This window comes from Pseudomonas sp. Leaf59 (genome assembly GCF_920984685.1).
In the GTDB taxonomy this organism is placed as follows: Bacteria; Pseudomonadota; Gammaproteobacteria; order Pseudomonadales; family Pseudomonadaceae; genus Aquipseudomonas.
Genome location: NZ_CAKLBR010000018.1, coordinates 85,203 through 106,514, shown reverse-complemented (window position 1 = coordinate 106,514; position 21,312 = coordinate 85,203). Strand labels below are relative to the sequence as shown.

The following is a 21,312-nucleotide window of genomic DNA, read 5'->3' as shown; positions in this document are numbered from 1 at the left end:
GCGGATTGAAAGGGAGTCAACCATGAACAATCCAAACATAACGCCTGCTTGCACTGGCCCAGGCTCACCGATCCGATGAGCCTGGGTAAACGATGTTTCCGTGTTCTGGGGCTGGGTATGTTCAGCCCGCTGGTATTCGCCGCCGATGTACCGGGCAGTCAGGATCTGCCTGCCGTCGCCCGTCAGGTCGACGCGCAGATCGTCGATTACCGCCCGGCTGAAGAGAAAGAGCGCATCTACCCCATGGGCGCGATCCGCAGGATCAGCGGCCAATTGCGTTCCGAGGGCCAGGCCACCGCCCGTGGACAAGCCACGGCCATCACCTATGAACTGCCCGCCGAACACACATCGAGCGCCGCGTTTACCGCCACGCGCGAAGCGTTGCAGGCCAACGGCGCGCAATTGCTGTTCTGGTGCCAGGCCCGTGACTGCGGCGAGAGCAGCCTGTGGGCCAATGAAGTGTTCGGCAACGCCAAGCTGGTGGGCGCCGACGGTCAGCAGGAATACCTGCTGTTGCGCCTGGCAGCCCCGCAGGACAATTCCCTGGTGGCGCTGTATGGCATCACGCGAGGCAATCGCCGCGCCTATCTCCACGTCGAGCAACTCGATTCCGCCACGCCGCTGGGTACGCTGCTGCCCACCTCCGCAACACTGCTGCGTGAGTTGAAAAGCACCGGCGAACTGGACTTTCCCGCGTTGGCCGCCGAGCCGGATGCCACCTGGCTGACGCTGATTTCCCGAGCACTTAACCTCGACACCAACTTGCGCATCAGCTTGAGCGGCGCTTCGGCCGAGGCCTGGCGCCAGGCGCTGGTTGGCAGCGGCGTACGCGCAGCCCGCCTGGAAACCGGCAGCGGTGACACTAAAGGCTTGCACCTGCATCTGATACGCTGAGCGTCCCCGGGCGAACGGACCCGTGCCGTTCGCCTAAGCTATGTTCCTGAGACCTTCCTTTCGAGATTTTCCATGCCCAATAATGATCGCCTGCTGGTGCAAATCCTGCTGCTGGTGCTGTTTGGTGCCAGCTTCTGGGTGATGGCGCCGTTCTGGTCGGCGCTCTTCTGGGGCGCGGTGCTGGCTTTTGCCAGTTGGCCGCTGATGCGTCTGCTGACCCGTGCGCTGGGCGGGCGCGAGTCGCTGGCCGCCGGCATCCTGACCCTGGGCTGGATGCTGTTGGTGGCGCTGCCGCTGGTGTGGCTGGGCTTCAACCTGGCCGACCATGTGCGCGATGCCACGGTATTGATCAAGGATATCCAGGTCGATGGCCTGCCCGAAGCGCCCACCTGGCTGGGTTCTATCCCGCTGGTGGGCGAGCGGCTGGTGGGCATGTGGGACAGCATCGACGAGCAGGGGGCCGCGCTGATGATCAGCATCAAGCCGTACCTTGGCCAGGTGGGCAACTGGCTGCTGGCGCGCAGTGCGCAAATTGGCGGCGGCATTCTCGAACTGACCTTGAGCCTGGTCTTCGTGTTCTTTTTCTACCGCGACGGGCCACGCCTGGCGATGTTCGCCCACCGTCTGCTGGAACGCCTGATCGGTGAGCGGGCCGGCTACTACATCGAACTGGTGGCCGGCACCGTGCAACGGGTGGTCAATGGCGTGATCGGCACGGCCGCCGCCCAGGCGCTGCTGGCGCTGATCGGCTTCCTGATCGCCGGCGTGCCCGGCGCGCTGGTACTGGGCATCGTCACCTTCCTGCTCAGCCTGATTCCCATGGGTCCGCCGCTGGTGTGGATCCCGGCTACGGCATGGCTGGCGTGGAAAGGCGACTACAGCCACGCGATATTCCTCGGCATCTGGGGCACGTTCATCATCAGCGGCGTGGATAACGTGCTCAAACCCTACCTGATCAGCCGCGGCGGCAACCTGCCGTTGGTGATCGTGCTGCTTGGCGTGTTCGGCGGCCTCATCGCCTTTGGCTTTATCGGCCTGTTCATCGGCCCTACCTTGCTGGCAGTGGCGTACAGCCTGCTGATGGACTGGAGCGCGAGCCAGGCCCAGGAGCGGCGGGAAACATAAGTCTGCAAATTACACTGTGGGTGGGGCGCCGTGAGCGAGTTTGTTGTGGCGAGCGAGCTTGCCCCGCGCTGGGGTGCGCAGCAGCCCCAAAACCATGCTCTGCGCAGTGTCAGGTACAGCGCGTTTACCTTGATGGGGGGGCGCCGCGCACCCCAACGCGGGGCTAGCCCTAATGCCGTTCAGTTAAGCCAGCGTGATGCTCGAAGCAATGAGCGGTGCGACTTTTCGGTGTATATATCGGTTTGTGCGGTAACGGCGACTTAGGGTTCCGCCCTTACGGCGGCTCACTTTTGAAAAGCGCAAAAGTAAGCAAAACGCTCTTGCCCCAACACTCGGCACCTCGCCCAGGCTCGGTGTGCCTAAGATCAAGATCAAAAGCGCGGCGGCCTGAGAGCCGACCGGAATGGTTTGCGAACGCTGTACAAAATGTGGGAGGGGGCTTGCTCCCGATGGCGTCGGCCCAGCAAACATTGATGTTGAAGACACACCGCTTTCGCGGGCAAGTCGAATCGTCGCACCGCCGCTTGCACAGGGGAGCTGCGCTTAACTGACTGGCATTAGGGCAAGCCCGTTCGCCACAACAGAGCGGCCTGCCGCAGAGGCTCCCGTTTGCTGCGCCACCTTCCTATCAGGATTCAAGCCCGAGGCAGCCACATCACCGCCGTCAACCCACCTCCCGGGGTTTCCTCCAGGCTCAGGCGGCCGCCGAGGCGTTCGACCGCTTCCCTGGCAATCGTCATGCCCAGGCCGACGCCGCCGGAGTTGCGGTTGCGCGAGCCTTCCAGGCGAAAGAACGGCTCGAACACGGCCTCGCGCTGATCCGCCGCGATCCCCGGGCCGTGGTCGATGACACGAATCATCAGGGCCTCGCGGCTGTCCGTCAGTTCCACGCGTGCGCCGCCGGCGTAGCGCAGCGCGTTGTCGATCAGGTTGTTGAGGCCCGAACGCAGGGCCATCGGTTGTACCTGCAGCGGCGTGCATGAACCCGCGTATTGCACGTCGCAACCCTGGTCCTGGGCGTTTTCGCTCAGTGACTCCACCAGCGCCTGCACATCGAGCCAGTGCCGGGTTTCGCTGGTGCGCTGTTCGTGCAGGTAACTCAGGGTGGCGTCGAGCATGCCGATCATGTCGTCCAGGTCCTGGCGCATCTGGCCTTGCAGGCGGGTGTCTTCGATCTGTTCCAGGCGCAGCTTGAGGCGCGACAGCGGCGTGCGCAGGTCATGGGACACGGCGCCGAGCATGCGCGCGCGCTGGCTCACCTGCTCGCGAATGCGCCGTTGCATGAGGTTGAAGGTCGAGGCCGCCTGTCGTGCCTCGCGGGGGCCGGACTCGTTGAGCGGCGGGCTGTCGAGGTCCAGGCTCAGGCGCTCGGCCGCTTCGCTCAGGCGCTGGATCGGCCGGCTCAGCAGTTTGGCGCCGTACCATGCGGCGATGATCAACGTGATGACCTGAAACGTCAGCGGCACGACCGGGCCGCCAAACCACGGGCGTTGGCGCTTCTGGTGCACGGGCGTGAAACTGCCATCGGCCATCTGCACATACAGGTCGCCGGTGGGCGGCGGGGGCGGGCCATAGTGGTGAAACCAGAAAATCGTCAGCCCGTGGGCCAGCACAATTGCCACCAGCAGCACCCCGAACAGCCGCCCGAACAGCGTGTTGAAGGCGTTGCGCATCAGCCGATATCCCGTGCGTCGAACAGGTAGCCTTCACCGCGCACGGTCTTGATCAACTGCGGCGCTTTTGGATCGTCGCCCAGTTTCTGGCGCAGGCGCGACACCAGCAGGTCGATGCTGCGGTCGAAGGCTTCGATGGAGCGACCGCGCGCAGCGTCCAGCAATTGCTCGCGACTGAGTACGCGACGCGGACGCTCGATGAACACCCACAGCAGGCGGAACTCGGCATTGGACAGCGGCACCACCAGGCCGTCGTCGGCCACCAACTGGCGCAGGACGCTGTTGAGGCGCCAGTTGTCGAAGCGAATATTCGCGCGCTGCTCGGTGCGGTCATCGCGCACCCGGCGCAGGATGGTCTGGATGCGCGCCACCAACTCGCGAGGCTCGAATGGCTTGGACATGTAATCGTCGGCGCCCAGCTCCAGGCCGATGATGCGGTCGGTGGGCTCGCAGCGTGCGGTCAGCATCAGGATCGGGATGTCCGACTCGGCGCGCAGCCAGCGGCACAGCGACAGGCCGTCCTCGCCCGGCAGCATCAGGTCGAGCACCACCACATCGAAGGTGCCGGCCTGCATGGCCACGCGCATCGCGGCGCCGTCATTGACGCCAGTGGCGAGAATATTGAAGCGCGCCAGGTAATCGATCAGCAGTTCGCGGATCGGCACATCATCATCGACAATCAGGGCACGGGTATTCCAGCGCTTGTCGTCGGCAATTACCGCGTCTTTGGGCGCGTCGTTTATGGCGGAGGGGGTCTGCATAGTGCGGTCATCTGCCTGGTGGATACGCTCAGCATAGGCGCCCAGCCCCATGGCTGGAAGTGCTGGACGCTCGGTCGTGGGCGCGAGGCTAGCGCCGGGGCGTGTTGAGGGCATGTCGTGAATGTATCGGCGCCGACACAAATGCAGAAAAGCCAGTACCGTCGGTATTTACCGATCACCGGATCCCGCAACGGCGCCGCTTGCGCTACAATCCGCGCCGATTTCGACTTGCCTGAGAGCCCATGCCAATGTCCGTCTGCCAGACGCCTATCATCGTCGCCCTGGATTACCCTACCCGTGAAGCCGCACTGCAGCTGGCCGACCAGTTGGACCCCAGGCTTTGCCGGGTCAAGGTCGGCAAGGAACTGTTCACCAGTTGTGCGGCAGACATCGTCGGTACCCTGTGCGACAAGGGTTTCGAGGTGTTCCTCGACCTTAAATTCCACGACATTCCCAACACCACCGCCATGGCGGTCAAGGCGGCGGCCGAGATGGGCGTGTGGATGGTCAATGTGCACTGCTCCGGCGGTCTGCGCATGATGAGCGCCTGCCGTGAAGTGCTGGAGCAGCGCAGCGGCGCCAAACCGTTGTTGATCGGCGTGACCGTCCTCACCAGCATGGAGCGTGAAGACCTGGCCGGCATCGGCCTGGATATCGAGCCCCAGGAGCAAGTGCTGCGCCTGGCGGCCCTGGCGCAAAAAGCCGGGCTCGACGGTTTGGTCTGTTCGGCCCTGGAAGCCCAGGCGCTGAAGACGGCGCACCCGTCGCTGCAATTGGTGACGCCAGGGATTCGTCCGGCGGGCAGCGCGCAAGACGACCAGCGGCGCATCCTCACTCCGCGCCAGGCCCTGGACGCGGGCTCGGACTACCTGGTAATCGGCCGTCCGATCAGCCAGGCCGCCGATCCGGCCAAGGCGCTGGCAGCGGTCGTCGCTGAAATAGCCTGATACTCAGGGCAAACACAGAAAAAATGTGGGAGGGGGCTTGCTCCCGATTGCAGTGTGACAGTCGACACAGGCATCGACTGATCCACCGCTATCGGGCGCAAGCCCCCTCCCACAGGTGTACTCAGGTCTCAGAGAGAGTGCCTCAGCTGACCTTGAGCACCAGCTTGCCGAAGTTCTCGCCATTGAACAGCTTCATCAACGTCTCGGGGAATGTCTCCAGCCCCTCGACGATATCCTCCTTGCTCTTGAGCTTGCCCTGAGCCATCCAACCGGCCATTTCCTGCCCGGCGGCGGCGAAGTTGGCGGCATGGTCCATCACCACGAAGCCTTCCATGCGCGCGCGATTGACCAGCAATGACAGGTAGTTGGCCGGGCCTTTCACCGCTTCCTTGTTGTTGTACTGGCTGATGGCGCCGCAAATCACCACCCGCGCTTTCAGCGCCAGACGGCTGAGGACGGCATCGAGAATATCGCCGCCGACATTATCGAAATACACGTCCACGCCTTTGGGGCACTCGCGCTTGAGGGCGGCGGGCACGTCTTCGCTTTTGTAATCGATGGCCGCGTCGAAACCCAGCTCATCCACCAGGAACCTGCACTTGTCGGCGCCACCGGCGATGCCGACCACACGGCAGCCCTTGAGCTTGGCGATCTGCCCGGCAATGCTGCCTACTGCGCCAGCGGCGCCCGAGATCACCACGGTTTCGCCGGCCTTGGGTGCGCCGGTGTCCAGCAGCGCGAAGTAAGCGGTCATGCCGGTCATGCCCAGGGCCGACAGGTAGCGCGGCAATGGTGCCAGGGTCGGATCGACCTTATAGAAGCCACGTGGCTCGCCGACGAAGTAGTCCTGCACACCCAGCGCGCCGTTCACGTAATCGCCGACGGCAAATGTCGGGTTGTTCGAGGCAATCACCTTGCCCACGCCCAACGCGCGCATCACTTCACCAATGCCGACCGGCGGAATGTAGGACTTGCCCTCGTTCATCCAGCCACGCATTGCCGGGTCCAGGGACAGGTATTCGTTGTGTACCAGCACCTGCCCGTCGCCAGGCGTCCCCACCGGGACTTCCTGATAGGTGAAGGTGTCACGCGTGGCCGCGCCGACCGGGCGTTTGGCGAGCAGGAACTGGCGGTTGGTCTGGTCAGTCATGGCAGGGACTCTTGAGAAATGAACCCCGAGTGATAGACCTGCGGTGGCGTGAATGCAAGTGTTTGCCCGACGTGCGAATGCTCGCCGATAGACCGGAATGATAGTGCTGCCGTTGCACTTATCACTGCGATCCATGCAGCCACAACCGGGCTTTTGATAGTGCTGACGCGCCAGGTCTGGCCTTGGCTAGACTCGGCCTACAGTTATCTCTCCCACAGGATCTTTGCCATGAGCATGACATTTTCCGGCCAGGTCGCCCTGGTGACCGGCGCCGCCGCCGGTATCGGCCGCGCCACCGCGCTGGCGTTTGCCGCCGAGGGTTTGCAGGTGGTGGTCGCTGATCTGGATGTGGCGGGCGGCGAGGGTACGGTCACGCTGATTCGTCAGGCCGGTGGTGACGCGGTGTTTGTGCGCTGCAACGTTACCCTCGAAGAGGATGTGCAGCAGTTGATGGCGCGCACCATCGCCGCCTATGGCCGGCTGGATTACGCGTTCAATAATGCCGGCATCGAAATCGAGAAGGGCAAGCTGGCGGACGGTAGCCTGGACGAGTTCGATGCCATCATGGGGGTCAACGTCAAGGGCGTGTGGCTGTGCATGAAGCACCAATTGCCGCTGCTGCTGGCCCAGGGCGGCGGGGCGATCGTCAATACCGCGTCGGTGGCCGGGCTGGGCGCGGCGCCGAAGATGAGCATTTATGCGGCCTCCAAGCATGCGGTGATCGGCCTGACGAAGTCGGCGGCGATTGAGTACGCGAAAAAGAAAATCCGCGTCAACGCGGTGTGCCCGGCGGTGATCGACACCGACATGTTCCGCCGTGCGTGGGAAGCCGACCCACGCAAAGCCGAGTTTGCCGCAGCCATGCACCCGGTGGGGCGCATCGGCAAGGTCGAGGAAATTGCCAGCGCCGTGTTGTACCTGTGCAGTGATGGCGCGGCCTTTACCACGGGGCAGGCCTTGGCGGTGGACGGTGGCGCGACGGCGATCTAGGACGTGATCCCGCCGGCCATTCGAAAACGCCGGGGGTGGTTGTGGGGCGTTTCCAGAACGGACGAACGCCGCTTCGAATGTGTGTCATCAGGTAAATAATTCAATAAAATCAATACTTTAATAAGAATTCAAAAAGGGCCTGAAGGGGCTTCTGTGCTTAACTGCTCGGGTTGAATAACTGACAGTTCAAGTGAGTGGCTCATGGATTTAGGGATCGATCGACAAGCCCTTGTACCGGTGGTGCAGCAAATCGTCAGCGCGGTGGCCGAGTGGATCCGCAGTAATGGAGTCAGCCCCGGCACGCGTCTGCCCTCCATTCGGCAATTGGCCCTCGATAACCTGCTCAGCCAGTCCAACGTGGTCGAGGCGCTTGAGCGGCTGGTGGCTCAGGGGCTGCTGGCCTCCAGCAAAGGCTCCGGGTTTGTGGTGGCGCCGCCGCCGGTATTTTACGAACCTGCGTGGCATGAAGGTGCGGAACGCGAGTGGGGGGCCTTCACCGACAGCCCCCTGGGGGAGCTGAAACTGGGCTGCGGCTGGTTGCCGGACGACTGGCGCGAAAGTGATGACCTCAGTTATGCGATCCGCGAAGTCAGCCGTACCGATACCGCCGGCCTGTTCAACTACAGCACGCCCCTGGGGTTGCCGGCGTTGCGCGAGCAATTGCTCAAGCGCCTGAACCAGATTCAGGTGAGCAGCAACCTGGAGTGCATTCTCACCACCCACGGTGCCAGCCATGCCCAGGACCTGCTCATCCGCACGCTGCTCAAGGCCGGGGATGCGGTGGTGGTCGAGACGCCGGGCTATGGCAACCTTTACCGTCAATTGGCGTTTCACGGCGTCACGCGGCTGGAGGTACCCCGCACCTGTTCCGGCCCGGATATTCCTGCGCTGGAAGCGCTGCTGCAACGTCATCGGCCCAAGTGCCTGTTCACCAGCAGCCTCTATCACAACCCCACCGGGTCCAGCCTGAGCCGCGATGTGGCCGAGCGCTTGCTGGCACTTGCGCGCCGCAACGACTTCCTGATTATCGAGGAGGACGTCTACGGTGACCTGCAACATGCCAGTTGCACACGGCTGGCGGCACTGCCCCATGCTGATCGCGTCATCTATGTATCGAGCTTTTCCAAGACCCTGAGCAGCGCCTTGCGCGTGGGCTATCTGAGCGCGGGCGCCTCGCTCATTGCGCAACTGGCTCACCTCAAGACGCTGACCGGCATCGGCACCTCGCGTTTCGCCGAAGCCGTCGTGACGACGTTGCTGGCCAACGGCACTTACCGAAAGTGGGCGCAACGCTTGCGCAAGCGCTTGAACGCGCAGATGGCCGCCACCCTGCAAGTGCTGGAAGACGAGGAATGGCAAGTGTTCACCGTGCCCGCTGGCGGCATGTTTTTATGGGCGCGGCCAGGGTTGGGCGACCCCTCGCGGGTGCAGGCCTGCGCCCGGCAGTTGGGTGTGCTGTTGACGCCAGGCGCGCTGTTCAATCCGGCGGGTGAGTCCAGCGATTGGCTGCGCATCAATGTGGCCCATGCGGGTGATCAGCGCGCGCTGGCGTTATTCCGCGCGATGGGGCCGGCCAGATCGACCTCGACCATTCTGAAAACGACCAGTACGTAGCTTTTTGCCATTATTGTGGCGTCAATGACTTGTGTTCAGGGCCCTGTGGTTGCCAATCTCGCTGCTGATAAACCGGGCGTGTGGCATCCGCCATTGCTGGAGGGGCAAGTGCAATGATTTCGGGCGTGCAACGACGTTTCGCCAACCTCGGTATGGCGAAGAAGCTGGGCTTGGGTTTTGCGCTGGTATTGCTGCTGACGGCGCTGGTGGCTGCGATTGGCGTGTGGTCCCTGCACGCCGTTGGCCAGCGTTTCGATGGGCTCAAGCGTATGTCGTCACTCAACGACGGCTTGCTCAAGGTGCGTTTGATCGAGCAGGACTACGCGCTGCACGCCGACCCCAAAGCGGTGGATGCCCTGCATGAACGTGTCGATGCACTGGCCGCGCTGGCGGCCAGTCTCAAGGTGCAGTCGGCGGCCAATGGGCCGGTGATGACCGATGTCGAGCAGGCCCTCGGCGCCTACCGCAAGGCATTCGACGAGTTTGTCGAACTGACCCAGACCAAGGACCTGGCGCTGGAAATGGCCAGTTGGTCGGTGTCCAGCGTGGCCAATAACCTCGACGTGTTGCAGTCGGGCCTGGCGGACGATGGCGCCGAAGGCCTCAAGGAGAGTCAGGGCCGCGAAGGCGCCGAGCTGATTCAGCAGGCGGGGCAGATCAGTCAGGTATCGCGCTTGATGCTGCAGGCGATGAACGAAGCCCGGCTGCGTTTGGACCAGAGCCGCCGCGCGGATGCCGAGGACGCCGAGCAGGGCAAGATCGAACAGGCCGAGCAGGCGCTGGCCCAGGTCGAGCAGTTGAAAACGTCGGTCAAGGACGCCGGCTATCAGACTGTACTCAATGAGGTCTCCGGGCATATCGCCGCGTTCAGCGAAAAGCTCGGTGAATACACCGACCTGCTGGCCCAGGAAAAAGGGGTCTACAAACAATTGCATGAGCGCGCCGATCAGGTGGTCAGCCGGGTCAACCAGGCGTATGACGCCGAAGACCAGTCGATGCAGGCGCAGTTGGTCAAAAGCACGCTGCTGATCATCGGCTCGTCTGCGCTGGCATTGCTGGTGGGGCTGATGGCAGCGTGGCTGATTACCCGTTTGATCGTCGCGCCGCTGCGCAGCGTGATCGCAGTGGCCAGACAGATTGCGGCCGGCGACCTGACCGGCCGCATGGAGGTCAGCCGCCGCGATGAAATCGGCCAGTTGATGCAGGCGATGCAGCAGATGGGTAATGGCCTGAGCCAGATGGTCAGCGGGCTACAAGCCGGCATCGAGCAATTGGCCAGTTCGGCGCAGTCGTTGTCCAGCGTTACCGAACAGACCAACATCGAAGTCAGCAGCCAGAAGGAAGAAACCGAGCAGGTCGCCACGGCGATGAACCAGATGACCGCCACCGTGCACGACGTGGCGCGCAATGCCGAAGAGGCTGCGCAAGCCGCGCAGACCGCGGATGAGAAGGTCGACAGCGGCCAGCAGGTGGTACGCCTGAGTCTGCAGCGCATTGAATTGCTCGCCACCTCCAGCACCAGTGCCAGCGCCAGTATCGAAAGCCTCAGTGCCGAGATCCAGCACATCGGCACGGTTCTGAGCGTGATCAAGAGCGTGGCCGAGCAGACCAACCTGCTGGCCCTGAACGCAGCCATCGAAGCCGCCCGCGCCGGTGAGCAGGGGCGGGGTTTTGCGGTGGTGGCCGACGAGGTGCGAGCGTTGGCCAAACGGACCCAGCAATCGACGGAAGAAATCGAGCGGCTGGTGAGTACCCTGCGCAATGCGGCGCAGTCGTCGGTGCAGCAGATCCAGCAGAGTGGCGAACTGGTGAAGCTGGCGGTGAGTGACGCGCTGGAAACCGAAAGTGCCCTGGGCAGTATCGCGACGGCCGTGTCCTTGATCCAGCAGATGAACCAGCAGATTGCCGCTGCCGCCGAGGAGCAAAGCTCGGTGGCCGAAGAGATCAACCGCAGCGTCACCAGCATCCGGGCGAGTGCCGATCAGTCGGCATTGAGCATGCAGGGCAACGCTGCGTCGAGCATCCAGCTGGCGCAGTTGGGGGCCGAACTCAAGGGCATGGTAGGGCACTTCCGCCTTTGATCGCCGCGCAGCACGGCGATTAAAGAGGGAGGGCAGTCAGGCGTGGTTGGCGAGGAACGTCAGCAGCGCTTCATTGACGAAATCCGGGTTCTCCCGACTCGAAATATGCCCGGCATCGGGGATCAGCGTCAGGGCGCAGCCGATCAGCTCGGCCATTTCGGCGGACTCGGCCGGTGGGCGCGGTTTGTCTTGCTCGCCGCACATCACCAGCGTGGTATCTGCATCCAGGCGCGGCAGCTGTTGCAGGATGTCGTCACGGCTGAAGATCAGGCGGCCCAGGGGCACGATGCTGTGTACCAGGCGCTCTCTGGGGAAAGCCTGCAAGGCGCTGCGAAAACCCTGGTAGAGCGCGGATTCGCGGTCGATATCGGCACGAAAGAAGATCGGCGCGACCACATCCAGCAATGGCTCGGGAATGGCGCCGGCGTCTTCGATCATCTTGAACAATGAGAAATAGTACTGGCGGGTGGCTTCCGGTTCGGCACCGAGGTAGGTGTCCATCAGCACCACGCTATTGATGCGCTCCGGGGCCCGCAATGCGAGGCGTGCGCCCCACATGCCGCCGACCGACAGGCCGACGAGGTTGACCTGGGAGATTTCCAGCTGGTCCAGCAGGGCCAGGGTCTGGCGAGCCAGGTCGTCGAGGGACTGGGTTTGCGGGGGCAGCGTGCCTGATTCGCCGTGGCCCCATAGTTCGGGGACGATGACGCGATATTGCTGCGACAGGGCTTCGATCTGGGGTGCCCACATGGTGTAGTCCCAGAGGTAGCTTGAGCCCAGCAGGACGACTGGGCCGGCACCCTGGTCGAGGTAGTGGAGGGGTTGTCCATCAATTATGGCGACAGGCATGTGGGGGCCTCGGGCTGGCGGGAGTTAGGGGACTTTTTTACGCTAGTCGGGGGCGGGGGGATAGGTGCAAAGTGATGGCACTGCGCGGGCTTTTACGGGGAGATTTTGTGGGGCACGGTCGAATGTGGGAGGGGGCTTGCTGCCGATGGCGGCCTATTGTGTATATCTCCGTTGCTGCGGTAACGGCGGACATTGGTTCCGCCCTTAAGGCGGGTCACTTTTGGAAAGCGCCGGAATGCCGGCCCAGGCAAAAGTAGCCAAAGGCTCTTGCCCCACCTCTCGGCACCTCGCTTAGCCACGGATTCAAGCCTGCGTTCGGCCAGCGTGGTTGACGGGGCGCCTGAGATCAAGAGCAATAGCGGATCAGTCGTAGATTGCCTTCTTCTTCCACGCTGCGTCGGCGTCGTCGACTTTCAGGCCTTCGGTCAGTTCGTTGACTTCGTCTTCGGCGGGCTGGCTGTTGGTCAGGACGGTGGAGTTGGCGCGGGCCAGTTGGGATTCGAGCATTTTCAGTTGGGTGCTGTAGAGCGCCGGTTCCGGTTGTTTGCGCAGGTATTGCACGCCGCGCTCGAAGGCCAGGCGTGCCTGGCCGGGTTGGCCTTGCAGCAATGCGTGCTGGCCGAGGTTGTTGAAGAACTCGATATGCAGCAGCACCAGGAGGTGACGAATTTCGCGGATCCAGTGCTTGGCTTCGTTGGCCGGCAGGAACCCATCCTGAGCTGCGCGGGTGACTTGGCCGTGCAAGGCTTCGAGGAGGAAGCGCACGTCCTTGGCCTTGGCTTCGGTCTGGATCGGCGCGGGCGGGTTGGCGACCGGGATTGATTCGCCCTGGGCGATCAGTGCATCGAGTTCGCTGATCCGCGCCTTGAGTGCCGCGCTGGACCTGTTGAGGTTGAGCAGGCGCTGGTTGACGTTGAGCTCCAGGCGGGTGAGCAACAGCTTGAGCGCCGGGGTCATCAACTGGCCGGGGAAGGTCTCGGTGATTTCGCCGCAGCGACGCAACCGGTCGTTGAGTTCGATCTCAGTGCGTTTCTTTTCCAGCTTGTTGTTTTCCACCACGTGGTTCATGTAGCCAATGGCGATCAATATTACGATCCCGACTACTACCAGCAGGGTGATCATGAGTGGTGTCACCGGCGTGACCTCTTAATAGGGGTTTGCTGTGGAGTGTAGTGACTGGGCCGTCCGGCGGATAGGACTGTTCGACCGGTTGCCCAGGTACCTTCTTCTATATAGGTATAGCGCTCGATGAATGGGCGCACATTGCCATCATCTGTTGGAGCGAACTATAGCGCCTTGTCGGGCGCCAGAATATAGGCGCCGGGTTGCGGGGCGGCGCAACGCCCGTGCAGGCGCGTAAACACGGGGGAAGTCATTGATTTAAATAAATTTATCCTTGGGGGTTGACGACCTTTCAATCCATCCATAGAATGCGCGCCACTTACAGCGTAAAGCACACAGCGAAACGCGGTAGGGAGTGAATGTTGTACGTGTGTCCCCTTCGTCTAGTGGCCTAGGACACCGCCCTTTCACGGCGGTAACAGGGGTTCGAGTCCCCTAGGGGACGCCATATGCGGGAATAGCTCAGTTGGTAGAGCACGACCTTGCCAAGGTCGGGGTCGCGAGTTCGAGTCTCGTTTCCCGCTCCAGTTTTTAAGCAGTGTTGCTCTCGGGCGGCACTGAGTGAAACCAGGACCACGTCTTCGGATGCGGCCTCTGGGCACTGAAATACACACCATGTGTTTCAGTAGCGTGTCCCCTTCGTCTAGTGGCCTAGGACACCGCCCTTTCACGGCGGTAACAGGGGTTCGAGTCCCCTAGGGGACGCCATTTGCGGGAATAGCTCAGTTGGTAGAGCACGACCTTGCCAAGGTCGGGGTCGCGAGTTCGAGTCTCGTTTCCCGCTCCATATTCAACGAAAACGCCGATCAGAGATGATCGGCGTTTTTGTTTGTGCGTTTTTTGATCCCATGCATACCAACCTCTGCTTGGGTGGGCTGGAGAGCGAAAAACTTACCCTGCGTGTAGGGTTTTTTGTGAAGTGCGTAAGAACGTTCTGTACTTCGCTTCGGGTAGCTGTGCCCGGGGGGCTGTGTGTCTACTCTGACCGCCCCATTCTCCCCGTTCACTTCAGAGAACTGCCCGGATGTTTCAACTCGACTTTTATTCGACTCTGGTCGCTGCCTCCCTGGTGCTATTGCTGGGGCGCTGGCTGGTGGCTCGCATCGGTTTTTTACGCACCTACAGCATTCCCGAGCCGGTGGCCGGCGGGTTACTGGTGGCCGCGCTATTGGTGGTGTTGCGTTTAATGGCGGGTGTTGAAGTTCGCTTCGATGCATCGCTGCAAGCGCCTTTGATGCTGGCGTTTTTCGCCACCATTGGCCTGAATGCGGACTTCGCCAGCCTGAAGACAGGTGGGCGCATACTCGGCATTTTCCTGTTGGTGGTGACGGGCCTGCTGGTGCTGCAAAATGCCATGGGCATCGCGCTGGCCAAGGTGCTCGGGCTCGACCCACTGATGGGTTTGCTGGCTGGCTCCATCACCCTGTCCGGTGGACACGGCACAGGTGCGGCCTGGAGCGCGGTGTTCAGCGACAAGTACGGCGTGGCCTCGGCCTCCGAGCTGGCGATGGCGTCGGCGACCTTTGGCCTGGTACTGGGCGGCTTGATCGGTGGGCCGGTGGCGAGACTGCTGATCAAGCGGGTCCAGGTGCCTGGCGTCGAGCAGGCGTTGCCGCGCCTGCCCAAGGGCTTTGAACAACCCCATCGCGAACGCATGATTACCTCGTCCTCGTTTATCGAGACCCTGGCGCTGTTGGCGATAAGCCTGCAGGTGGGTACTTTCCTCAGCGGGTTGATCCAGGGCACGGCGTTCGAGTTGCCAACCTTCGTCTGTGTGCTGTTCGTGGGCGTGGTGTTGCGCAACGGCCTGTCGGCGCTGGGTTGGCACCAGGTGTTCGAACGTGAGGTGTCGCTGCTGGGCAATGTCAGCCTGTCGTTGTTCCTGGCGATTGCCTTGATGTCGCTCAAGCTGTGGGACCTGGCTGCCCTGGCCTTGCCGATTGTGATTCTGCTGGCGGTTCAGGCGCTGTTGATGGCGCTGTTCGCGATATTCGTGACCTTCCGCGTGATGGGCAGCAATTACGATGCGGCGGTATTGGCGGCGGGGCACTGCGGGTTCGGCCTGGGCGCCACGCCCACTGCGATTGCCAATATGCAGGCCGTGACTCAACGCTTCGGGCCCTCGCAGATCGCCTTTCTGGTAGTGCCGATGGTGGGCGCGTTTTTCATCGACATCACCAACGCGGTGGTGATCAAGCTGTATCTGGCGCTGCCGTTCCTGGGCGCGGGCGGGTGAGGGGGGCACACTACGTCGCTGACAAAAACGCCGATCAGGATTGATCGGCGTTTTTATTTGTCAGAGTTTTGGCAACTGACCTATGCGGCCCATCATTTCAGTCACGATCTGCAGGTCCAGCAGGAACTGCTCGACGGTCTTGAATTCGCCGTCGGTGTGCCCGGTGTACTTGGTTTCCGGGCGCGCCAGACCAAATTGCACACCATTGGGCAGATCGTGCACGGACGTGGCGCCGGCAGAGGTGCCGAACGTGTGCGCCATGCCGAGGTTTTCGGTGGACACCGCCAGCAGGGCCTTCACCCATTCACCTTCGGGGTTGCGGTACATCGGCGTGTTGAGCGAGCAGGTGAAACTCACGTTGACCTTGGCATGCGCGTTCCAGGCGTTCAACTTCTGCTCGATCTGCGCCTTGAGCGCTTCCGGTGATTTGCCTTTCGGCGCGCGCAGATTCACCGCCAGCTTGAAAGCCTTGTCGTCCTGGCTGACGAAGGTCAGCGAGGTGGTCAGCGGCCCCATGAACGCATCGGAAAAGCCCACCCCCAGCTTGCCACCCAGGTAATCCAGGCCCCAGTTGTCGGCTGCGTACCGCGCGGCGTCGGTGATGTGGTTGTGCTTGAGCGCGATCTTGCCGTCGACGCTGTGGATCAACTCCAGCATGCGCGCCACCGGATTGACCCCGGATTGCGGCGCCGAGGAATGGGCAGACACGCCCGTGACGGTGAGCTTGACGTCCTTGCCGTCGACCTTGGCGCTTACCTGGAAATCACCGCCGTTGCGCTCGGCGTATTGAGTGCCGGCCTGCTGCAGGGCGGCGGCCAGTTCTGCAGGTTTATCGCTGATCAGCGTGGCCACCGACGCTGACGGAATCTGGTTGGTGGCCTTGCCGCCGGTCATGGAGATGATTTCTGCGCCGCTGCCTTCGCCCTTGCGCACCGGGAACGTGGCCATGACGGTGCCCGAGCCTTTCTCGGCAATCACCACCGGGTAGCCGCCGTCCAGTGCCAGGTTGTATTGCGGCACCGGGTTACGCGCGAAGTAGTAGGGGATGGCATCTCCGGCGGTTTCTTCAGTGGTGTCCACCAGCAACTTGAAGGTGCGCGCCAGCGGCAGTTTTTCTTCCTTGATCACTTTCATCGCGTACATCGCCACCACGATGCCGTTCTTGTCATCCTCGGTACCACGACCGTACATGCGGTCACCGATCAGCGTGACCTTGAACGGGTCAAGCCGGGTGCCGTCCTTGAGCACCCAATTCTCCGGCGTCACCGGGACCACATCGGCGTGGGCATGGATGCCCACCAGCTCATCGCCACTGCCTTCCAGGGAGATCTCGTACACCCGGTTGTCAACGTTGCGGAAGGTGAGGTTGAACGACTTGGCCAGCGTCTGGATCCTGTCGGCGATCTTGAGAAATTCGGGGTTTTTGTACTGCGGCAGACCGTCGACGTTGAAGGTTGGAATCTCTACCAGCTCGCGCAGGGTTTCGAGAGCGGCCTTGCCGTATTTCGCACGGGTGTAAATGCCGAGCAGGCGGTGGATTTCGTTTTGTTGGTCGGCGGTGAGGGTTTTGTTGTCGAGAAACGCGTTGATCGCCGGACCTGTGTCAATAGTCTTGCCCAGGTCATCTTTATGCAGAGCACCGAGGAAACTGCGGAAATCAGTGGCCGGCGTTTCGCTGAAATTTTTCAGGATCGCGGCACTTTGCTCGGGAGTGATGTTGGCAAAAGCGGAGGGGGTGACGCTCGAAAGGCTGGCGGCCAGGAGGGTCGCTACGGCCAGTTGCTTGAGTGGAAAGTGCATGGAGAGTCGCATTCCTTTGCAGGTACTGGAGACGTTTCTGACCGATCTGTCAGAAACATTTCCACACATTACCATCACTCAGGCGCAGCGTGCGCTCAAAAGTGCGGGAGGTTTTTGCTCCCACATCGGATTTATCAGACTTGCGACAATCAGTGCTTGCTCTGGTCGTCCGGCATGGCCAGCAGCTGCTTTTCCTGGTTCCAGTCGAACGGTTCATCATTCAGCTCGGCTTCATGACGGCGTTCTTCCAGCGCCTGGTACAGGTCCAGTTCTTCGTCGGGCATGAAGTGCAGACAGTCGCCGCCGAAGAACCACAGCAGGTCGCGTGGCACGAGGTGGGCGATTTGCGGGTAGCGCAGGATGACCTGGCTCATGAGGTCCTGGCCCAGGTACTGGCTTTCGATCGGGTCGATCGGCAGCAGGGCGCGCAGTTCGTCGAAGCGCTCCAGAAACAGGGTGTGGCTTTCCTCGGGCACTTGTTCGGCTTCGCCAACGGCAACCAGGATGCTGCGCAGGTGGTCGAGCAAGACGAGATGATCGGCAACGACGTTGGACACGCGATAAGTCCTCTAAAGCAAAAACGGGCGCGAGAGTATATAGCTCAAGCGCCCGTAATTATATGACCGCAGGTATCAGCGGACCTTGCCTTCAGCCTGGGTCAGCTCTTCCTTGCTGAAATCATCCACGTCGATCACCTTGCGTCGCGCCGCTTCGGCGTCGCGCAGGGTCTGCGCTTCGGCCGGTTGCAGCACGCCCGCTTGCAGGGCGGCGTCGATGGCGTGTTCGCCGGCAGTCGGTTTGACCTGGCCACTTTTCAACGCGCTGTGCAGTTTCTTTTGCAGCGGATGGCTGGCGCCGAGCAGGTCGTAGGCATGCTGCAGGGCGCCGACTGGATCCTGCGCCGATTGCGGGCGGTAGCAGCCTGCAAGAAGCTCTTCAAGCGTCGGGTCGCCCTTGGCGCGGCCAATCACTGCTGCCACTTCTGCATCCAGTGCATCAGATGGCCCGGTGTGGCGCCGTCCGAACGGGAACACGATCACTCGCAACAGGCAGCCCAGCACCTTGTTCGGGAAGTTGCTCAGCAGTTCATCCAGCGCACGCTCCGACTCGCCGAGGCTTTCTTCCATGGCCCAGGCAAACAAGGGCTCCAGGTGATCCGGTGAATCCAGGTCGTGGTAACGCTTGAGCGCCGCCGAGGCCAGGTACATATGGCTCAGCACATCGCCCAGGCGCGCCGACAGGCGTTCGCGGCGTTTGAGCTCGCCACCGAGCAGCATCATGCTCAAGTCGGCAAGCAATGCGAAGGCCGCCGCCTGCCGGTTCAAGGCGCGGAAATAACCCTGGCTCAGGCGGTTGCCCGGGGCTTTCTCGAAGTGGCCAAGGCCCAGGTTCAGCACCAGGGTGCTGGCGGCGTTGCTGACGGCAAAACCGATGTGCTGCATCAGCAGGCCGTCGAACTCCTTGAGGGCCTGGTCACGGTCTTCACGCCCGGCCAGCGCCATTTCCTTGAGCACGAACGGGTGGCAGCGAATCGCGCCCTGGCCGAAGATCATCAGGTTGCGCGAGAGGATGTTGGCGCCTTCCACCGTGATGAAAATCGGCGCGCCCTGCCAGCTGCGGCCCAGGTAGTTGTTGGGGCCCATGATGATGCCCTTGCCGCCGTGCACGTCCATGGCGTGGGTGATGCACTCGCGGCCACGTTCGGTCAGGTGGTACTTGAGGATCGCCGACAGCACCGAGGGCTTTTCCCCCAGGTCGACGGCGTTGGCGGTGAGCATCCGCGCGCTGTCCATCAGCCAGGCGTTACCGCCGATACGTGCCAGGGACTCCTGAATACCTTCGAATGCCGACAGCGGTACATTGAACTGTTCGCGCACCTGGGCGTACTGGCCAGTGACCAGACTGGTGAACTTGGCGGCACCGGTGCCGACGGCCGGCAATGAGATCGAGCGGCCCACCGACAGGCAGTTCATCAGCATCATCCAGCCCTTGCCGAGCATCTCCTGACCACCGATGAGGTATTCCAGGGGAATGAACACGTCCTTGCCCGAGTTGGGCCCGTTCATGAACGCAGCGCCCAGTGGCAGGTGGCGACGGCCGATCTCCACGCCCGGGGTGTCGGTGGGAATCAGCGCGAGGCTGATGCCGAGGTCTTCTTCCTCGCCCAGCAGGTGATCCGGGTCATGGGCCTTGAAGGCCAGGCCCAGCAGGGTCGCCACCGGGCCGAGGGTAATGTAGCGTTTCTCCCAGTTCAGGCGCAGGCCGAGGGTCTCCTTGCCCTCCCATTCACCTTTGCAGATCACCCCGGTGTCGGGCATGGCGCCCGCATCGGAGCCGGCCAGCGGGCCGGTGAGGGCGAAGCACGGGATGTCATCGCCGCGCGCCAGGCGTGGCAGGTAGTGGTTGCGTTGTTCGTCAGTGCCGTAGTGCAGCAGCAGTTCGGCCGGGCCCAGGGAGTTGGGCACCATCACCGTGGACGCGAGGTCGCCGCTGCGGGTGGCGAGTTTCATCGCCACCTGGGAGTGGGCGTAGGCGGAAAAGCCCTTGCCGCCGTACTCCTTGGGAATGATCAGCGCGAAGAAACCGTGGGTCTTGATGTGCTCCCAGGCGGCGGGCGGCAGGTCCATGGCCTGGCCGATTTCCCAGTCGCTGACCATGGCGCAGAGTTCTTCGGTGGGGCCGTCGATAAACGCCTGTTCTTCTTCGGTCAGTTTTACCTTGGGGTAGGCCAGCAACTTGTCCCAGTCGGGGCGGCCGCTGAACAGTTCGCCGTCCCACCACACCGTGCCGGCGTCGATGGCGTCACGCTCGGTTTCGGACATCGGCGGCAAAACTTTCTGGAACCAGCTGAACAGCGGCTTCGTGAAGTATTGCCGGCGCAGGTCGGGCAGCAGCAGGGGCGCGGCCACCAGAGCGATCAACACCCACAAGATCAGCAGCAGCCAACCCGGTGCGTGGCTCCAGGCGCCCATCGCCAGCAGGTAAACGGCAACCACGCCCAGGGCGGGCAGCGGGGCGACGCGGCGGTGTGCCAGGTAGGCAATGCCGACCACCAGCACCAGTATCCACAACAACAGCATATTCAATCCTCCGTGAAACCAGGGGCGAACCACCAGGGAGCTTAGTCGGCATGCGAGCAAGCGGGGTGATCAAGGTGTTACCACGTGTTCAATACAGTTCCAGTCGCTTACTGGGTAGTGACCGTCCGGTGCGGGGGGAGTTCGTATGAAAACGTACCGGAACTCGTGCGGACTTATCTGACCTGGCAGTCATGCAGTACCGTTTTACGACCCAGGCGTCGTATGCTGCGGTTTCTATTACAACATGTTGTCCATTCACCCAATCAGGGAGCGGTCATGCTGAAGATCTGGGGTCGTAAAAATTCGTCAAACGTCAGGAAAGCGCTGTGGTGCGCCGAGGAACTCGGCCTGGACTACGAGGCGATTGATGCAGGCGGGGCATTCGGGGTCGTCGACACGCCGCAATACCGGGCATTGAACCCCAACGGCCGGGTGCCGATGATCGAAGACGGCGACTTTGTGCTGTGGGAATCCAACACCATCGTGCGCTACCTCTGCGCCAAACACGCGTCGGAATTTTACCCGGCTGACCTGCAAGCCCGCGCCAACGCGGAAAAATGGATGGACTGGACCACCTCGACCCTGGCCGATCCGTTCAAAGCGGTGTTCTGGGGCATCGTGCGCACTGCGCCGGAAAAACGAAACCCGGACAGCATCAATGCCGGGCGCGAGGCCTGTATCGATGCGCTCCACACCGTTGAGCAAGCGCTCGCCGGGCAACCTTATCTGTCCGGCAACGCGTTCGGCATGGGCGATATTCCCCTCGGCTGCTTCATCTACGCCTGGTTCGAAATGCCCATCGAGCGCCCGGCCATGCCGCACCTGGAGGCCTGGTACCAGCGCCTGCAACAGCGCCCGGCCTTCCGCAAGGCAGTGATGACTGCGTTGACTTAATACCCACTATTAATGCGCTTGACTGTACTTGTGTGACGCGGGCACTCACCATGCCCGCCATGCACCCCGGTTGAACTACCTGCGGTGCGCCTTCAT

General features: G+C 62.2%; 16 protein-coding genes and 4 tRNA genes. 12 read left to right on the top strand and 8 right to left on the bottom strand.

Translation table 11 applies throughout. From position 1 onward, the window contains the following. Positions 1–75 precede the first annotated feature (75 nt). Both LUB09_RS18530 and LUB09_RS18525 read left to right on the top strand, forming a co-directional pair. On the top strand, positions 76–894 hold the full coding sequence (locus LUB09_RS18530) for a DUF4892 domain-containing protein (RefSeq protein WP_209980662.1): 819 nt from the start codon (positions 76–78) through the stop codon (positions 892–894). A 72-nt stretch (positions 895–966) separates the two neighbouring features. Beyond that, positions 967–2,019, top strand: coding sequence for an AI-2E family transporter (locus LUB09_RS18525; protein ID WP_209980664.1), 1,053 nt, complete (start codon positions 967–969; stop codon positions 2,017–2,019). A gap of 635 nt (positions 2,020–2,654) precedes the next feature. On the opposite strand, the gene LUB09_RS18520 is transcribed toward LUB09_RS18525, so the two are convergent. Both LUB09_RS18520 and LUB09_RS18515 read right to left on the bottom strand, forming a co-directional pair. After that, positions 2,655–3,692 carry a sensor histidine kinase gene (locus tag LUB09_RS18520; protein ID WP_209980666.1) on the bottom strand — a complete coding sequence of 346 codons (1,038 nt, stop codon included), beginning with the start codon at positions 3,690–3,692 and terminating at the stop codon, positions 2,655–2,657. Next, entirely contained in the window at positions 3,692–4,453 is a 762-nt protein-coding gene (locus tag LUB09_RS18515) for a response regulator (protein WP_209980668.1), read from the bottom strand. The genes LUB09_RS18520 and LUB09_RS18515 overlap by 1 nt, the downstream gene beginning before the upstream one ends. Before the next feature lie 248 nt (positions 4,454–4,701). Here LUB09_RS18515 and pyrF point away from each other — a divergent pair, with 248 nt between their 5' ends. Continuing rightward, a complete protein-coding gene (gene pyrF, locus LUB09_RS18510) occupies positions 4,702–5,400 on the top strand; it encodes an orotidine-5'-phosphate decarboxylase (protein WP_231423330.1) in 699 nt (232 codons plus the stop codon). A 142-nt stretch (positions 5,401–5,542) separates the two neighbouring features. Here the strand turns inward: pyrF and LUB09_RS18505 are convergent, their stop codons facing one another. Further along, on the bottom strand, positions 5,543–6,550 hold the full coding sequence (locus LUB09_RS18505; protein WP_231423319.1) for an NADP-dependent oxidoreductase: 1,008 nt from the start codon (positions 6,548–6,550) through the stop codon (positions 5,543–5,545). 228 nt (positions 6,551–6,778) lie between these two features. Between LUB09_RS18505 and LUB09_RS18500 the strand changes: the two genes are divergently transcribed. The 3 genes from LUB09_RS18500 (at position 6,779) to LUB09_RS18490 (ending at position 11,235) form a co-directional block, all read left to right on the top strand. After that, positions 6,779–7,540: an SDR family oxidoreductase gene (locus tag LUB09_RS18500; protein ID WP_231423318.1), complete on the top strand. Its 762-nt coding sequence runs from the start codon at positions 6,779–6,781 to the stop codon at positions 7,538–7,540. 201 nt (positions 7,541–7,741) lie between these two features. After that, complete coding sequence (locus LUB09_RS18495; protein ID WP_231423316.1) at positions 7,742–9,154, top strand: aminotransferase-like domain-containing protein; 1,413 nt, start codon at positions 7,742–7,744, stop codon at positions 9,152–9,154. A gap of 113 nt (positions 9,155–9,267) precedes the next feature. Further along, positions 9,268–11,235, top strand: coding sequence for a methyl-accepting chemotaxis protein (locus LUB09_RS18490; protein WP_231423315.1), 1,968 nt, complete (start codon positions 9,268–9,270; stop codon positions 11,233–11,235). A 36-nt stretch (positions 11,236–11,271) separates the two neighbouring features. On the opposite strand, the gene LUB09_RS18485 is transcribed toward LUB09_RS18490, so the two are convergent. Both LUB09_RS18485 and LUB09_RS18480 read right to left on the bottom strand, forming a co-directional pair. Next, the gene (locus LUB09_RS18485) at positions 11,272–12,084 is read right to left on the bottom strand and encodes an alpha/beta fold hydrolase (RefSeq protein WP_231423312.1); all 813 of its coding nucleotides are present in this window, start codon (positions 12,082–12,084) and stop codon (positions 11,272–11,274) included. Between the two features lie 363 nt (positions 12,085–12,447). Beyond that, entirely contained in the window at positions 12,448–13,206 is a 759-nt protein-coding gene (locus tag LUB09_RS18480) for a hypothetical protein (RefSeq protein ID WP_231423310.1), read from the bottom strand. A gap of 372 nt (positions 13,207–13,578) precedes the next feature. On the opposite strand from LUB09_RS18480, the gene LUB09_RS18475 reads away from it, so the two are divergent. From LUB09_RS18475 to gltS, 5 genes are all read left to right on the top strand, one after another. Next, positions 13,579–13,654: transfer RNA gene (locus LUB09_RS18475), tRNA-Glu, on the top strand. A gap of 3 nt (positions 13,655–13,657) precedes the next feature. Beyond that, positions 13,658–13,733: transfer RNA gene (locus LUB09_RS18470), tRNA-Gly, on the top strand. A gap of 105 nt (positions 13,734–13,838) precedes the next feature. After that, positions 13,839–13,914, top strand: a tRNA-Glu gene (locus LUB09_RS18465). Between the two features lie 3 nt (positions 13,915–13,917). After that, positions 13,918–13,993, top strand: a tRNA-Gly gene (locus tag LUB09_RS18460). Between the two features lie 237 nt (positions 13,994–14,230). Then, entirely contained in the window at positions 14,231–15,442 is a 1,212-nt protein-coding gene (gene gltS / locus LUB09_RS18455) for a sodium/glutamate symporter (RefSeq protein ID WP_231423308.1), read from the top strand. Positions 15,443–15,502: 60 nt separating this feature from the next. Here the strand turns inward: gltS and LUB09_RS18450 are convergent, their stop codons facing one another. From LUB09_RS18450 to LUB09_RS18440, 3 genes are all read right to left on the bottom strand, one after another. Then, positions 15,503–17,242 carry a dipeptidase gene (locus LUB09_RS18450; protein WP_231423306.1) on the bottom strand — a complete coding sequence of 580 codons (1,740 nt, stop codon included), beginning with the start codon at positions 17,240–17,242 and terminating at the stop codon, positions 15,503–15,505. A 149-nt stretch (positions 17,243–17,391) separates the two neighbouring features. Beyond that, positions 17,392–17,799 carry a PA2817 family protein gene (locus LUB09_RS18445; protein ID WP_003237131.1) on the bottom strand — a complete coding sequence of 136 codons (408 nt, stop codon included), beginning with the start codon at positions 17,797–17,799 and terminating at the stop codon, positions 17,392–17,394. A gap of 75 nt (positions 17,800–17,874) precedes the next feature. Further along, positions 17,875–20,322 (bottom strand): acyl-CoA dehydrogenase, encoded by a 2,448-nt coding sequence (locus tag LUB09_RS18440; protein WP_231423304.1) that lies wholly within the window; start codon positions 20,320–20,322, stop codon positions 17,875–17,877. Between the two features lie 276 nt (positions 20,323–20,598). Between LUB09_RS18440 and LUB09_RS18435 the strand changes: the two genes are divergently transcribed. Next, a complete protein-coding gene (locus LUB09_RS18435) occupies positions 20,599–21,216 on the top strand; it encodes a glutathione S-transferase family protein (RefSeq protein ID WP_209980688.1) in 618 nt (205 codons plus the stop codon). Positions 21,217–21,312 lie beyond the last annotated feature (96 nt).